The following is a 14,362-nucleotide window of genomic DNA, read 5'->3' on the forward strand; positions in this document are numbered from 1 at the left end:
CTATTTGCATGAATCTAATATTAAAATCTTTGCCTAGATTCTTGCAGAATGACAAGATCGTGTTTACTTTTTCTTCTAATTAGAGCAGACAATTTTATACAATAAATCCCGAATTTGAAGTATCGGGATTTATTTATTTAAAAAATGATTTTTGTTAATCTAAAACACTCCAACCTCTTTTTGGATTGGTGTTTGAAGAAACTTCCTGTTCATTAACAATGATATTTTCTTTTCTCTGTCCGATGTAATCCAGTTCGCTCAGTTTTGAGAAAATAGTTTCCAGGCTTCTCAGCATCTGACTGATGTATAAAAGTGGTTCGCCGGAATTGTGATGGTCATAATTGGTTTCTGCAACAGTAGAAAGCTGATTTAATAAAGTGTGCGGTGCAATTTCGCTCCATTCTAAGCTATAATTCAGCATCTCTTCCAATTCTCCGGGAACTAAAATCTGTGTTGAATTGTACATTCTTAAAGCTAGTGTAGCAAAAGTTTCGATCAAGAAAACCGGCGGTTGATACGGAATAATATTCCTGAACTGAAAATACATATCTCCAAAAGTATTGACCAATACATTACACAAAGCTTTTACATTCAATGCTAAAGCTGTATTCTGGTTTTTATGTGAAGCTTTCTGGATGATTTTAAATGCGTATTGCTGTAAATTTCCAATAGATTTTGCATATCCGTTGTAATAATCAATTAAAACCGGATGGCTCTGAATCGAAGTGCACGGCGGAATAAAATTGGTGTTTACCTGAGCAATATTGCCTTTGAAATCAACCTTTCCCACTACCAAATAATTTCCTCCCGAATGATTACTGTTCAGTGAACTTACCGGAAGCAATTCGATATGATAATTGGCGTGTGAATTCGGATGTCTTGGCGGAATTTCTTCAGGATCAATATCTCCAAAAGGTACTTTATCAAACGGATTTACGGATATTAAAATATAATATTCTCCATCCATCTGGTTTTCATCAAGATTTAAAGATTTAGCTAAAGATTTTACGCTCACTCTCCTGTCTTTCAATTCCAATCTATAGCCTGCCAACGTTACAGCACTGCAATTTTTAATAAATAATTGCACATCGTTGGTTGCTGTATTGTGAACATCAAAAATAGTTTTATCGGTAAACTCATTCGAAAGAGGCAGCAAACCGTAGTTATAATTGGTTATCCCAAGCGAATTACCGTCTCTTATCGTATCTATTAAAAAATTATCCTGGTCGTTGAGATGTTTCTGCGAAACTTTCATTCCATCAACCCAGTTGATAGCAAAATGTTTTATGGGCTGTATCATATTGTAATATTGTTATTTGTGTGATTTTTATTTATCTTTTTCCTTCTTCTTCGTGCTGAATAACTCTTTTACAAATTACCACTTCGTTTTCCGAAATAGTATTCGTTGTAATATCCAGATCGAAATCGATGTATTTTCTAAAACTGAAAAACGATTTTTTAGTATAGAATATCCAGTAATAAGGTTGTCTTTGCTCATCTGTAAGATGAATAATTGATTTAGGGTTTTTGTGATTGTAATCGTCAACAACACGGAAAAACCAGTCTCCAAAAGTTACTCCGGTCGGTAAAGTTTTAGCCTTAATTCTAAAACGGTTTGCATCTTCCAGATTTTTGCTCAATTCAACATTTAAAACCATTAAACGGTCAAAGTCTGCTCCGTCAAAATCGGGTGGTTTCTGATCCGGAGAGTATCTCCATGTTTTATAAATATCAACAGGAATACTGATAAACTGAATGTAGCAATAATAGAATACCAACGGCACAAAAAATATAAGTACACTGGTTGCAGACATTACAGGATATCCTGCTCCTTTACTGATCAATCCGAAAATAAGAACAAAAAGATAAGCCCCCACAAGAGCACAAGTTACCGACAATATAGACTCGAAAGTAATGCTTGTAGTCTGCGACTGAAAGTGCTTTCTGAAAAACGTATGCATTAAATTGACATGAATAATCCCGAAAATAAGATAAATTATCTGAGAAATAAGATACCAATACGGATTAAACGAATTTCCTGAAAAGCCGAAAAGACCAGGCAGAGCAAGACACAAACTGCACAAGAGTACATAAACAATAATAACTCTGATTTTTATGGCAGGTTTGTTTTTTCTGATGACCCCCAAAATTACCATCATGATAACAGCAATAAGCGGGACCAAAATATACCTTAAAAATATACCTTTTACTGAAGAAATTTCCATTTATTTCTTTTAATATTTAGTTTGATTGATGAATGTAAATATAATTAAAATATTTTACAGAAAAGTAGAATAACCAAGCCTGTTTGTATTTCTTTGATCGTCTTCCAACACAAAAGAATAATCTCTTTTTTCTGTGATAAAATTTTCTTCAATATCTGCAGAAACAGGGAGGCAATAATCGTACAAAGCCTGTAAAACTTTTCTAAAAGGATGACCGGGAATATAATTTTTCATCTCGTCATACGGGATCGGGCCTATATTTACAATCCAGTTTCTTTCGCCATCCATATGTTTTCCGCTTGCAATGTAAGTGACACCCAATCTTGAATTTCCCAGAAGTATTGATGAATCGTCTTCTTTCATTCTGTCGATTTCATTGGGCGTAAAAGTAATCTCAACGGGAACTTTCAGAAACGCAGTCATGCAACGTTCAAACCATTTTTTATTGCCTCTGATCTGGTGGAAAAATGGTAAAACATGAAGAAAAATGTACGCATTCTGCTTGTCCAGCATTTTAATGATTGGCCAAAGTTCACTGAAGATATTAAGAAGTGAATCGGTATCACTCGCCAGATCGAAATCATATTCTTTGAGTAAAGCACTTATTTCAGTGAAAAAAATTTCTAATTCAAAAGGCCTGAAAAACTTTCGCGCATCGTCTTCTATCCGTTTCTGTTTACGAATTTCTTTTACAACACCTTCTACATTTTTTCTTGATGTATTGAGTGACGGCGGATGAAAAACACCTTCCGGAAGATAATCGTAAATGCCTTCGCGATACGTTTTAATATTGAGAACTTCCTCGTCAAAACCTAAGTAATGACTTGAAATACTTTTAATGTCTTTAAGATAAGCTCTGTCGTTTATTCCTATTCTGTCAATAAAAATATTGCTTACAGATCTGTGATATTTTAAGAGATTTACAGCAACTGCTTCAGCTTTAAAATCTGTCTGCAGCTTGTTGTAATGCATATCTATCGTGCTGTTATCGTACATATTTTTTTCCTGTGATCATGTTTGGTATCGTAAAGATAAAATATCTCTTTATATTGAAAAAGTATTTATCTCAAATTTTTATGTTTAATGATGTAATTTAATATAAATTATTGATTTCCTTATGTATTAATCTTTATTAAAATAGAAATGTTTTAAATTTAATGGAAATTACGGCGATATTTGGAAATATACTTTACGTAAAATTAACAGTTCCCCAACCAACAAAAAATCATTTTAAAGCTAAATTTCCATGTGGCTGACTTATATTTGCAACTCGAAAATTAATTAAAGAAATGAAAAGTATTTATTCTAAAATTTTGCTTTTGGCATTCGTTGCAAGTTCAGTTTATTCTTATGCATGGGGATTAACGGGTCATCGAGTGATTGCGGAGATTGCAGAAAATCATCTTTCGGGAAAAGCAAAGAGAGAAATCAGAAAAATGTTGGGGCAAGAAAGAATGGCGTATTGGGCAAACTGGCCAGATTTTATTAAATCTGATACCACGGGAGCCTGGAAACAAGCTTCAGCATGGCATTATGTAAACATTGATCCACAAACAGATTTTACAGCGTTTGAAAAAGATTTGAAAGCTCAGGCCGGAGCCAATCTTTATTCGCAGATCAAAGTATTATCGAGTCAGATCAAGGATGAAAAAACTTCTGAAAAAGACAGAAAAATTGCTTTGATATTCCTTATTCATATGATGGGAGACTTGGCACAGCCAATGCACACCGGAAGATCTGAAGATTTGGGTGGAAACAAAATCAACGTTACTTATTTTGGTGATAAAACAAATCTTCATTCAGTTTGGGACGGAAAATTAGTAGATTCACAAAAATACAGCTACACAGAATATGCAAAGCTTTTAGATATTAAATCTAAAGATGAAGTAAAACAAATTCAATCCGGGACTTTAGAAAACTGGTTGTACGATTCTCATCAGATTGCCAATAAAATCTATGCTCAAACGCCGGACGGATCAAAATTGTCTTATGATTATCAGTATAAATTTAATGATACCATGGAAAGACAACTTCTTTACGGAGGTTTAAGATTGGCCAAATTATTAAACGATTTATTCTAAAAAAGTGAATAGTCAATGGTAAATTTTAAAAGTCAATTTTATTTTTACCTTAAATTATAGAGCGGAACTTCGGTTTCGCTTTTTTGTTTTAAATGTAATAATTTATAATACTTTGTCATGCTGGAAGCATCTCAATATAATATTAGAAAAAGAATGAAAACATTCAAGTTTAGATCCTTTCAGGATGACAAACTATGCGGATATTTTTCCGAATGTTGAATTTATGACTACAACCATAGCCCCGATAGTAACGACATCCTTTTTGGTGGCGGACGTAGCGAAGCGGAGATCGGTACCAAAAAGATACAGTGGATAGCGGGAAAAAGCTCTTTATAAAAAATTTCAGATAATCTACAACTAAATTCTCAACATTATCTTAACTGAATAAAAAATTATTGTAACTTGTGTAACCTTTTTAATGTTTCGAACGTATAATGTAATAGCAACTCTATTTTTGAGCATAAAATAAATGAGACAATTAAAAATAACCAAGCAGGTTACCAACAGGGAAACCGCTTCACTAGACAAGTATTTGCAGGAAATTGGTAAAGTAGAACTAATTACGGCAGACGAAGAGGTAGATTTGGCGCAGAGAATTCGTGCAGGTGACAGAGCCGCATTGGAAAAATTAATCAAAGCCAACCTTCGTTTCGTAGTTTCTGTATCTAAGCAGTACCAAAACCAAGGTCTTTCTTTGCCCGATTTAATTAATGAAGGGAATTTAGGATTAATGAAAGCTGCAAAAAGATATGATGAAACAAGAGGTTTCAAATTTATCTCTTATGCAGTTTGGTGGATTCGTCAGTCGATTTTACAGGCTTTGGCAGAGCAATCGAGAATTGTAAGATTGCCATTGAACAAAATTGGATCGATCAACAAAATCAACAAAGCTTACGCTCACCTTGAGCAGGAAAACGAAAGACCACCTTCTCCGGAAGAATTGGCTGAAGTTCTTGACATGAGCGAGGAAGATATCAAAGAATCTATGAAAAACTCCGGAAGACATTTGTCTATGGATGCGCCTTTGGTAGAAGGTGAAGATTCTAACCTTTATGACGTTTTACGTTCTGGAGAATCTCCAAGCCCGGATAAAGATTTGATGCTTGAATCTCTTCAAATTGAGATTGAAAGAGCATTAAACACTTTAACACCGAGAGAGGCAGATTTGGTAAGATTGTATTTCGGATTGAACGGAAAACATCCAATGACTTTGGAGGAAATCGGTGAAACTTTTGATCTTACCAGAGAAAGAGTTCGTCAGATTAAAGAAAAAGCAATTAAAAGACTAAAACACAATACCAGAAGTAAGATTTTGAAATCTTATTTAGGTAAATAATTTTTAGTTTACATAATTATTAGCGGAGTTTGATTTTTCAGACTCCGTTTTTTTGTGACAATTTTTGAGTATCTTCAACTCATTAAGATAATGAATTAACCATAACGTCTGTTATTCAGAATGAAGCTTAGCGGAGTGAAGAATCTCTACAATAAATAGAAGATTAAGAGATTTCTCTCATCGTCAAAATAAAAACCCAATAAAAAAACATATATGAAAAAAATACTTATTACTTGTACTCTATTTTTATTAATAGTTTCTTGTTCAAAAAAATCAGAAAATAATCCGTTAGAAAATAATGCGGTTGATAATGTAGAATCATCAGTTTCAAATTCATTAAAAAGTGCACGGGGGAAAGGAAATATGGTTCTTGAAATTTATTCTGAACTCCTCAAAAACGACAAAAAATTACAGGATTTAGAACAAAGAATTGAAAAAGTAAGAACTGAAACTCAATCTACAATTTCTGAATATGAAAAAATAATTTATAAGTCTGATAGTTATTATAATGATGCAAAACAATTAACCAGATCTATCAATGATTCTTTGATGAAAAAAGAAATTGAAAGAGAAATTAAATTTAGTTCTGAAAAATATGATTTAAAAACAAAAAAAGTCAAAGATTTAATTGTGAAAATTAATCAAAACAGTAGCACTATAGAAGATCAGTACATTACTTTCAAAATCAAAAAAACACTTCCTGAAATTGAAAAATATCAAAACGCTCATCCTTTGAAAACGGACAGCTTAAATAATTTCATCAACAAGCAAAATCAATTGTTGAATGAATTGAAAAACTTGAAGTAAATCTTTGCCACGAATGCACGATTTTTTTTTTATATGTAATTTAAAATTATTTGTGAATTCGCGGCTTATAAATAAAGTACAATGAATCAAATCTCAATCATCGGAGCAGGAATCGGCGGCTTAACTCTAGGAAACATTCTTAAGCAACAAAATTTTGATTTCACCATTTATGAATCTGCACCAGAAATAAAACCTGTCGGAGCAGGAATTATGATGGCTGTGAATGCGATGCAGATTTTTGACAAATTGGGTTTAAAAGAGAAAATTGAAAATGCAGGAAATAAAATTCACGGAATCTTTATTACAGATGAAAAGCTGAAAATTATTTCTACAACGAATGTTTTAGCTTTAGAAAAGAAATTCAATTCTTGTAATGTTGCGATTCACCGTGCCGAACTTCAAAATATTTTAGCTGAAAATTTAGGTTTTGAAAACATTAAACTTAATCATTCTTTACAGCAAATTCATAAAAAAGAAAATTATCTTTTAGGGTTTGAAAATGGTTTTACAGCAGAAAGTAAAATCGTTTTTGGAACCGATGGAATTCACTCTAAAGTCAGAAATCAGATTTTTAAAACTGGAAATATCAGAAATGCTGGTCAAAAATGTTGGCGCGGCTTAACCAATTTCGAACTTCCCGAAAAATACAACAATCATGCGTTGGAAATCTGGGGAAAAGGAAAACGTTTTGGTTTTGTGAAAACTTCAAATCAAAAAGTCTATTGGTATGCTTTGGTGAATGAAAATAAGTTCAGAGAAAACCTTGATTTAATTGAAACCTTCAAAGATTTTGACTCATTGGTTTTGCAAATTTTAGAAGCAACAAAACCGGAAAATATTATTCTGAATGATATCATCGACCTCGCTCCTATTCCTAAATGGTTTGCTGAAAATCTTTGTCTGATTGGTGATGCAGCTCATGCAACTACTCCAAATATGGGACAAGGCGCTTGTCAGTCGATTGAAGATGCGTATGTCATTGGAAAATTGTTAGGAAGAAATAGAGATTTTAATTCAGTCTTTGAAGAGTTTCAGAAAATCAGAAGAAAAAAAGTTGATACGATCGTTAAAAACAGCTGGACAATCGGAAAAATTTCTCAGTGGGAAAAAGGAAATCAGATCCGGAATTTTTTGATGTGCTCAATTCCTGAAAGTATTAATCAGAAAATGGTAGAAAAGATTTTAAAACTGGAGATATAAAAAAAGAAACTCAATTTGAGTTTCTTTTTTTATTATTTTATTTCAGATTTTACTGAGCCGCATTTAAGCATTGAGCTTCCGTAGTAAGGATTGATAATCTGTTTTTCGTTACTCAGCCAGCTGCCTTCAGCCATCGGACAATATTGTACAAAAATGGTTTTATCCGAAATCTTGTTTTCTTTAGCCACGGTAATCATTACTTCAGATAATCTGTAAAACGGTTTTCTCTGTGCATCGATATTCTTTGCTGAAGAAATTATTTTTGCATCAGATTTTAATGAATTCAATTTTTTCTCATCTAAAGATTTTGAATTTATTGAAGATACAGTTTTAAGAAATTCTCCTGCTGCAACTGAAGTTTTCTTAAAATCATCAGAAGCTAAAGCAGATTTTACAGAAATGTAATTCTGATATAGTTTTGATAATTGAGGGTTTGCTTTCGTTTGCGCGTTTGCAGATAAAAGGACAAATACTGAAAACAAAAAGGTGATGATATGTTTTTTCATTTTAATTTCACAAATTATGGTTTTTTAAATGCCACGAATGCACGAATCATTTTTAACAAATTAATTTAAATACAAAATTCGTGTATTCGTGGCAAAAAACTTTTATATATTTTATTTAAGCTTAAATTCAAGCTTTACATTAAAAAATCTTCCCGTCAAACGTACCGGAACTGGATACATGATACTACTATTCGCATCGGTAATCCATTGATTAGCAATTGTATTATTGATATTAAATGCATTGAAAACCTGAACACCTAAAGTTAATTCATCAAAATTGCTCAAGAAACCATAGGTTTGTTTTTTTGCTTCAGCATCTACAAATGCATACGAAAGTCCTAAATCTACCCTTTTATAAGAAGGCAAAGTTTTCTGATACTGATAAGGATCTGTAAAAACCGGTGCTCCGTTTGGTAATCCCATTGCGTAAGTTAAGGTAAGATTCACACGCATTTGTGGAAATTTAGGCATATAATCCTGGTAAAACATCGCAAATCTGAATCTCTGATCTGTTGGTCTCGGAATATTTCCTCTTCCATCAATATTTTCAAAAACTCGTGCATAACTTGCAGAAAGCCAAGAATCTACACCAGGAACAAACTCGCCGAATAATCTTGTATCAATCCCGTAAGCGTAACCTGAAGCATTATTTTGACCAGAATAGCGAATTCTCACATTATCCATATAATAAGGAATTACATTATCCATCTTTTTGTAATATAATTCTGTCGTTAATTTAAATGGCCTGTTTTCAAACTCAAACTCGGTTTCATTGGCTAAAATTGCCTGAATTGATCGCTGAGATTTTATATTAGGATTAAAATTACCGTTCAGATCTTTAATTTCTTTATAAAAAGGAGCCTGATAATAAACACCTCCAGAAAGCCTGAACCACATTTCTGTATTCCAATCAGGTTTTATCGCAAACTGAGCTCTTGGTGAGAAAATAGTTTCATCATTGAAACTCCAGTGTGCAACTCTTGCTCCACCATTTACCAAAACTTTACTTGCACCCCAGTAAAACTTCTGAGAATACTGTGCATAAGCCGATAATCTTGTTGGCTGAATATGGTTAGCTCCTGAAATACTGTAAAATAGATCTAAATCTGAAGCATCCGGAAACCTAGGATCATCAACCGGATGCGGAATGCTGTACCCCGAAGAGTCTACTAACTTCCATTCGTTGGTTAAATCTCGAAGATTTTCTTTTTCATATTTAAAACCAAATTCAACGTCCGTATTCACATTCGGTGAAAAACGGGCTCTTAACTGTGCTCCGTATGTTCTTACAAAAAGATCATTTCTGGCATGCTCTATTTGTCCACCCACATCATAAGACGTTATCGGATTTCCTGTAATTGGGTCAAAAGTCTGCAGAATATAACTTGATGCAATAGAATAATATTCTCTTTCACGATTCTGATAAGAAAAACTGTCTAGTGTAAATCTCCATTTATCCGACGGTTTATAGTTTACAGAAACAGTACCCATCATATTTTTATATTGATCATTTTCTTTACCATTATAAAAAACAGACAGATTAATTGGCTGGTTTATCGTTCCAAAATCTACACTACGTTCTTTAGGAACCATTTCGTAATCATTCTTAGAATAATATCCGATAAATGAAAGTGAAAGTTTACTGTTAACATGATAATTCAGATACGACTGAAAATCATAATATGTAGGATTAAAATCGGTATCTTCATTTAAGGTATTCAGAACCAGATTGGTATTTCTGTATCTTCCCGAAAATAAAGCCGTAAATTTTTTGTTTCCGTTTTCGTCTTCTTTTCCGGATGCAAAACCTGTCGTTAATCTTCCGCCAATTAAACTCGCTTCACCTGAAAGTTCAAACTTTTTAGGTTCACGATAATAAATATTTAAAGCAGAAGACATTTTATCACCATATCTCGGTTCAAAACCTCCCGCTGAAAAGTTAACTGCCGAAACCATATCCGGATTGATAATACTTAAACCTTCCTGCTGAGAATTTCTAATCAGGAAAGGTCTGTAAATTTCAATATCGTTGATGTAAATAAGGTTTTCGTCATAGTTTCCACCACGCACCATGTATTGTGAAGAAAGCTCAGTGTTTGAATTTACCGACGGAAGTGTTTTTAACATTCCTTCTACACCGCCAGAAATACTTGCGACATTTTTGGCGTCTTTGGCTGAAATTCTTACTGCGGTAACATCGTTGGTTTTCCCGGTAACTTTTTTCTGGAAAACAACTTCCTCAATATTGGTAACCCTTGTCGTCGTGGTATCTCTTTTTCTTGATTGTGAGAATATCAAAACCGGCACCATAAGGCTTAGTGGCAAAACTAGTTTTTTCAAAAGGAATTATTTATAATTTCTAAAATTAAGTATTTTTTAACAATTATAGTATAGATTCTCTTACTCTTGTTAGTTTTTGCAATAAATCTTCTAATAAATCTAGTCTTAACATGTTGGCGCCATCAGAAAGTGCTGTTTCCGGAGTTGGATGGGTTTCAATGAAAAGCCCGTCTGCTCCTACTACAATTCCAGCTTTAGCAATGGTTTCGATTAAATCTGGTCTTCCTCCTGTCACTCCCGAACTTTGATTGGGTTGTTGCAAAGAATGCGTAACATCCAGAATTACCGGCGCATAATTTCTCATGGTAGGAATTCCTCTGTAATCAACGATTAAATCAGAATATCCGAAAGAATTTCCTCTTTCAATGATCGCCACCTTTTCGTTGTTTGAATCTGTAATTTTCTGAACTGCAAATTTCATTGATTCCGGTGAAAGAAATTGCCCTTTTTTCAACGTTACACATTTTCCTGTTTCAGCTGCTGCAACCAAAAGATCGGTCTGACGAACCAGAAATGCCGGAATCTGAAGAACATCAACATATTGTGCAGCAAGAGCAGCATGCTCATTTTCGTGAATATCAGTTGTTGTAGGAATATTGAACGTCTCTCCTACTTTTTTAAGAATTTCCAAAGATTTCTCTTCACCAATTGTCGTGAAAGAATCGACTCTGCTTCGGTTTGCTTTTTTAAAACTTCCTTTAAAAATATAAGGAATATTGTATTTATTGGTTAGCTCAATTACTTTTTCGGCAATTCTTAATGCCATATCTTCGCCCTCAATAATACATGGTCCTGCAATTAAGAAAAAGTTTTTTGAGTCTTTGTGCTGTATGTTATCTAAATGTTGAATCATTGAACTTTGCTTTGTTTTTCTTTAATTATACTTTCTAATTGATTGATATTTTTTTGATAACGATTGATATTGGGTTGAGATTTCAGTTCTTTTAACCACTTCTCAGCAATTATAAAATTGCTATTGTGAGCACTAGATGCTATAGTGTTTATCATCGCTTCAATTTTATTATTTTCTGTAGTAAAAGAGGATAAATTTTTAGTTAAAAAATCATCTGCTTCTTTTAATTTCTCTTGATGTACAAGTGCATAAATATATTCTTTTTTTACAAGATCATCTGCCTTTTTATTCTTTATTGCTTCAGCAGAAATCTTTTCAGCTTCTGCAAATTTCCCCATTGCATTATACGAAAAAACCAATTCGAAATATAACGCTTCTGTTCGGTAATTATTATTATAAAGTTGAAGAAGTTTTGGTAATGCCAATTGAGGGAAATTTGCTCCATTCATTAAACTAGCTCTTCGCAGAGATTTTTCATTTTCGGGTGCAGAGCTTAAGTAAATTTTTAACCATTCAGGCTGAGTTGGTAAACTAAATTTTTTCAGCATCTCGTCTAAAACTATAGCACTTTTAAATGAAAGGTTTTCAATCCTAACTTTCATTGATGAAGCTTTAGCATTTTCTCTCTCTCTAAATTTTAATACACCATCTTCTTCATAAAGATCCCCCATATAATCAAACGTGTAGCCTGCGGCTTCGTCAAAATACATAAATCCAAAATTAAATTTCTTTTCACCTTGTTTTACAGGCAAAACGATATAATGGTTTTCTGCATCCGGAACGTTAGTTTCAAATTTCAAGTCTGAAAACTTTTGAGAATAAGCAAATAAGCTTAATGTAACTAGTGAACTAATAAATATTTTTTTCATAAGTGTATTTTTTTCAAAATCTTCTCAAAAGTATTAATATTTCTGCTGGTAAACTGATCTTTCAGACTTTTTTTACCTAAAACTTTTCCAAAGCTGGAGTCTAATGTATTTCCTTTTGAAACCTGCCAATAAAAGATATTATCAACAATTTTCGCTTTTTCATTTTCAGATTTTGAAGCATTTTTAAACTCATTCATTAGTATATTCTCTACATTTTCGCTTCCTACAAAAGCGTATGTATGAAACTCATCAATTTTATCAAAAGGATTTTTAACCCAATATACCCCTGTTTCATCTGCTGTCTTTACAAATAAGAATGCTTCATAATTAAAATATTCAGACATTGCTTTTTCGAGAACCGTTTTAAGCTCATCTTTATTCTTATCTGAGCTAAAAATGATATTTCCCGAAGCTAGAACCGAGTTTACATTTTCCATTCCTGCATCTTTGAAAACTTGGCAGACTTCCGCCATTTTCATATTGCTTCCTTTTACATTGACGCCACGGAGAAAAGCACAATATTGCATAAATTTAGGTTGAGTTTAAGGTTTAGACTTATCTTAGTTTTTTTAAAATGTTGAAAATATACATTAAGTTGTAAACTTTCAATATCCCACATCCAGCTTCCAGCCAAATTACTTTTTTATTTTTTCATACAGATTATAGTCTGTTCCCGACGGTTTCAGCTTATAAATTTTTTCTAAAATAGGATATTCACTTTTCAGATGATTATCTATTCTGAATTCGTTCAAAAGACGGTAATGTGTTTTATAATACACCGAATCTTTACCTTCAAAAAGATTAATGTAGGAAAGTAAATATTTCGGTTTTCTGTTTTTAACGGTGTTTAACCAATAATTGGGTTTATCTTTTTTTATTTCTTCCTGAATTTGTTTGTCAACCAATCCGACTTCATCAATCGTTTTTAAACCAGAAAAATAAGGAACATAGCCAGCTGGTTCTAGCAAAATCCATTGTTTTTTATCTTTCTCGTAGACATTGAGAAACAATCCGATCGTTCTTCTGTAGTTCCATTCGCCATTTCCTGTTGCAATAGAATGTACGGTTTGGAAAGCCAGCATCGGTAATATATAAATCAAAATCAATAAAGTCAGCCAAAGATGTCTCTTCACTTTCTGTTCTAAAACAAAGATCAAAACCGGAACAAAAAGTAAAATCTGCGGAACCCAGTAATACCAATCGAACAAGCTTTTTTGTGAAAGAAAAACAATTTGTTTTGTCCATGCGAAAAGAAAAATTATCCAAAGAAAATAATTTCTTTTTTCACGCTGCCTTATTAAATAAATAAAACAAAGAAGTTCAAAAAGAGCAATTACAATAGTAATCGGATTAAAATCTCCAGGCAATTTTAACATTCCCCAAAAGTTTCCGTAGTTTACTCTGAAATATTCTATATTTTGCTGTAAAGTAAATACTTTGTCATACGCTAACTTTTTTGCAACAATTGTATTATTGACCAATTCACCGAAATAAAACCAATTGAAAGAAATACAGACAGCAACTCCCAAAAACCCACCTAACATATAACTCCATCTGATTTTTTTGTTCCAAAAAATATCCACTAAAAATACGATTCCGAGAAAAATAACGGTGTCAATTCTTGTGAATAATATGAATGTGGGAAGTAAAATAAAAGCCCATTTTTTTTCTTTTTTAAAACCATAATACAGCAATGCCATTTCAAGGAAGAACAAGATTCCGTATTCCATTCCGAGAATCGAGATTTTTATGGAAGGTGGTAAAATTCCAAATAAAAAGATGAAAATTGCTTTATGCCAATTGTTTTTAAATAAAAGATGTGACAGAAATAAACTTCCAATGGTGAAAAGCGTGGTATTGAAAATAAGCAACGGCTCTATAAAGTTTTCTTTACCGAAAATCAGGTTAAAAATATATGAAACAAAAACGTACAAATGTGTTGTGGATGCTGAAATTTTTGTAGCTCCGTTGAAGCCGATTACTCCATAATCCATCAGGTTTTGAGCAACTCTCCAGGTGATAAATGCATCTTCCTGAATGTGATGCGTCAGCAAAAAATAAAGCTTTGCAATAATTGCAAAAAATACGGCGTAGATTGGGAGATTCTTGTTTTGAGATTCAGCCATTGCGTTTTTTTAGTTACAC

13 protein-coding genes are annotated in these 14,362 nt (G+C 32.9%); 4 read left to right on the plus strand and 9 right to left on the minus strand.

The features are described from left to right. Window positions 1–154: 154 nt before the first annotated feature. The 3 genes from OH814_RS02170 to OH814_RS02180 are packed head-to-tail and all read right to left on the minus strand — an operon-like array spanning window position 155 to window position 3,221. Window positions 155–1,300: a hypothetical protein gene (locus OH814_RS02170; protein ID WP_123884991.1), complete on the minus strand. Its 1,146-nt coding sequence runs from the start codon at window positions 1,298–1,300 to the stop codon at window positions 155–157. Window positions 1,301–1,331: 31 nt separating this feature from the next. Then, entirely contained in the window at window positions 1,332–2,225 is an 894-nt protein-coding gene (locus tag OH814_RS02175) for a TssN family type VI secretion system protein (RefSeq protein WP_308826925.1), read from the minus strand. Between the two features lie 54 nt (window positions 2,226–2,279). Then, the gene (locus tag OH814_RS02180) at window positions 2,280–3,221 is read right to left on the minus strand and encodes a type VI secretion system baseplate subunit TssG (protein WP_308826926.1); all 942 of its coding nucleotides are present in this window, start codon (window positions 3,219–3,221) and stop codon (window positions 2,280–2,282) included. A gap of 293 nt (window positions 3,222–3,514) precedes the next feature. Here OH814_RS02180 and OH814_RS02185 point away from each other — a divergent pair, with 293 nt between their 5' ends. The 4 genes from OH814_RS02185 to OH814_RS02200 all read left to right on the plus strand — a co-directional run bounded on the left by OH814_RS02185 (window position 3,515) and on the right by OH814_RS02200 (window position 7,649). Beyond that, window positions 3,515–4,306 (plus strand): S1/P1 nuclease, encoded by a 792-nt coding sequence (locus OH814_RS02185; RefSeq protein WP_076558463.1) that lies wholly within the window; start codon window positions 3,515–3,517, stop codon window positions 4,304–4,306. Window positions 4,307–4,775: 469 nt separating this feature from the next. Then, entirely contained in the window at window positions 4,776–5,642 is an 867-nt protein-coding gene (locus tag OH814_RS02190; RefSeq protein ID WP_027385416.1) for an RNA polymerase sigma factor RpoD/SigA, read from the plus strand. A 213-nt stretch (window positions 5,643–5,855) separates the two neighbouring features. Then, window positions 5,856–6,449, plus strand: coding sequence for a hypothetical protein (locus tag OH814_RS02195; protein ID WP_308826927.1), 594 nt, complete (start codon window positions 5,856–5,858; stop codon window positions 6,447–6,449). An 81-nt stretch (window positions 6,450–6,530) separates the two neighbouring features. Then, window positions 6,531–7,649 (plus strand): FAD-dependent monooxygenase, encoded by a 1,119-nt coding sequence (locus OH814_RS02200; RefSeq protein ID WP_308826928.1) that lies wholly within the window; start codon window positions 6,531–6,533, stop codon window positions 7,647–7,649. 32 nt (window positions 7,650–7,681) lie between these two features. Here OH814_RS02200 and OH814_RS02205 read toward each other — a convergent pair whose 3' ends face one another. The 6 genes from OH814_RS02205 to OH814_RS02230 form a co-directional block, all read right to left on the minus strand. Continuing rightward, the gene (locus OH814_RS02205) at window positions 7,682–8,155 is read right to left on the minus strand and encodes a DUF3347 domain-containing protein (RefSeq protein ID WP_308826929.1); all 474 of its coding nucleotides are present in this window, start codon (window positions 8,153–8,155) and stop codon (window positions 7,682–7,684) included. Window positions 8,156–8,266: 111 nt separating this feature from the next. Beyond that, window positions 8,267–10,495 carry a TonB-dependent receptor gene (locus tag OH814_RS02210; protein WP_308826930.1) on the minus strand — a complete coding sequence of 743 codons (2,229 nt, stop codon included), beginning with the start codon at window positions 10,493–10,495 and terminating at the stop codon, window positions 8,267–8,269. 43 nt (window positions 10,496–10,538) lie between these two features. Then, window positions 10,539–11,348, minus strand: coding sequence for a 3-deoxy-8-phosphooctulonate synthase (gene kdsA / locus OH814_RS02215; RefSeq protein WP_076558453.1), 810 nt, complete (start codon window positions 11,346–11,348; stop codon window positions 10,539–10,541). Continuing rightward, complete coding sequence (locus tag OH814_RS02220) at window positions 11,345–12,217, minus strand: hypothetical protein (protein ID WP_308826931.1); 873 nt, start codon at window positions 12,215–12,217, stop codon at window positions 11,345–11,347. The genes kdsA and OH814_RS02220 overlap by 4 nt, the downstream gene beginning before the upstream one ends. Beyond that, on the minus strand, window positions 12,214–12,744 hold the full coding sequence (locus OH814_RS02225; protein ID WP_308826932.1) for a DUF1697 domain-containing protein: 531 nt from the start codon (window positions 12,742–12,744) through the stop codon (window positions 12,214–12,216). Before OH814_RS02225 ends, OH814_RS02220 begins: the two co-directional genes overlap by 4 nt. Before the next feature lie 108 nt (window positions 12,745–12,852). Next, window positions 12,853–14,343 (minus strand): hypothetical protein, encoded by a 1,491-nt coding sequence (locus tag OH814_RS02230; RefSeq protein ID WP_308826933.1) that lies wholly within the window; start codon window positions 14,341–14,343, stop codon window positions 12,853–12,855. Window positions 14,344–14,362: the final 19 nt, after the last annotated feature.

The sequence above is a fragment of the Chryseobacterium sp. CFS15 genome (assembly GCF_031118795.1).
Classification (GTDB): domain Bacteria; phylum Bacteroidota; class Bacteroidia; order Flavobacteriales; family Weeksellaceae; genus Chryseobacterium; species Chryseobacterium indoltheticum.

Bases quoted from the DNA above. Each gene is read 5' to 3' on its own strand.
- OH814_RS02200 (WP_308826928.1), top strand. From the start codon at position 6,531: ATGAATCAAATCTCAATCATCGGAGCAGGAATCGGCGGCTTAACTCTA.
- OH814_RS02230 (WP_308826933.1), bottom strand. From the start codon at position 14,343: ATGGCTGAATCTCAAAACAAGAATCTCCCAATCTACGCCGTATTTTTT.
- OH814_RS02195 (WP_308826927.1), top strand. From the start codon at position 5,856: ATGAAAAAAATACTTATTACTTGTACTCTATTTTTATTAATAGTTTCT.
- OH814_RS02190 (WP_027385416.1), top strand. From the start codon at position 4,776: ATGAGACAATTAAAAATAACCAAGCAGGTTACCAACAGGGAAACCGCT.
- OH814_RS02180 (WP_308826926.1), bottom strand. From the start codon at position 3,221: ATGTACGATAACAGCACGATAGATATGCATTACAACAAGCTGCAGACA.
- kdsA (WP_076558453.1), bottom strand. From the start codon at position 11,348: ATGATTCAACATTTAGATAACATACAGCACAAAGACTCAAAAAACTTT.
- OH814_RS02175 (WP_308826925.1), bottom strand. From the start codon at position 2,225: ATGGAAATTTCTTCAGTAAAAGGTATATTTTTAAGGTATATTTTGGTC.
- OH814_RS02185 (WP_076558463.1), top strand. From the start codon at position 3,515: ATGAAAAGTATTTATTCTAAAATTTTGCTTTTGGCATTCGTTGCAAGT.
- OH814_RS02205 (WP_308826929.1), bottom strand. From the start codon at position 8,155: ATGAAAAAACATATCATCACCTTTTTGTTTTCAGTATTTGTCCTTTTA.
- OH814_RS02225 (WP_308826932.1), bottom strand. From the start codon at position 12,744: ATGCAATATTGTGCTTTTCTCCGTGGCGTCAATGTAAAAGGAAGCAAT.
- OH814_RS02170 (WP_123884991.1), bottom strand. From the start codon at position 1,300: ATGATACAGCCCATAAAACATTTTGCTATCAACTGGGTTGATGGAATG.
- OH814_RS02220 (WP_308826931.1), bottom strand. From the start codon at position 12,217: ATGAAAAAAATATTTATTAGTTCACTAGTTACATTAAGCTTATTTGCT.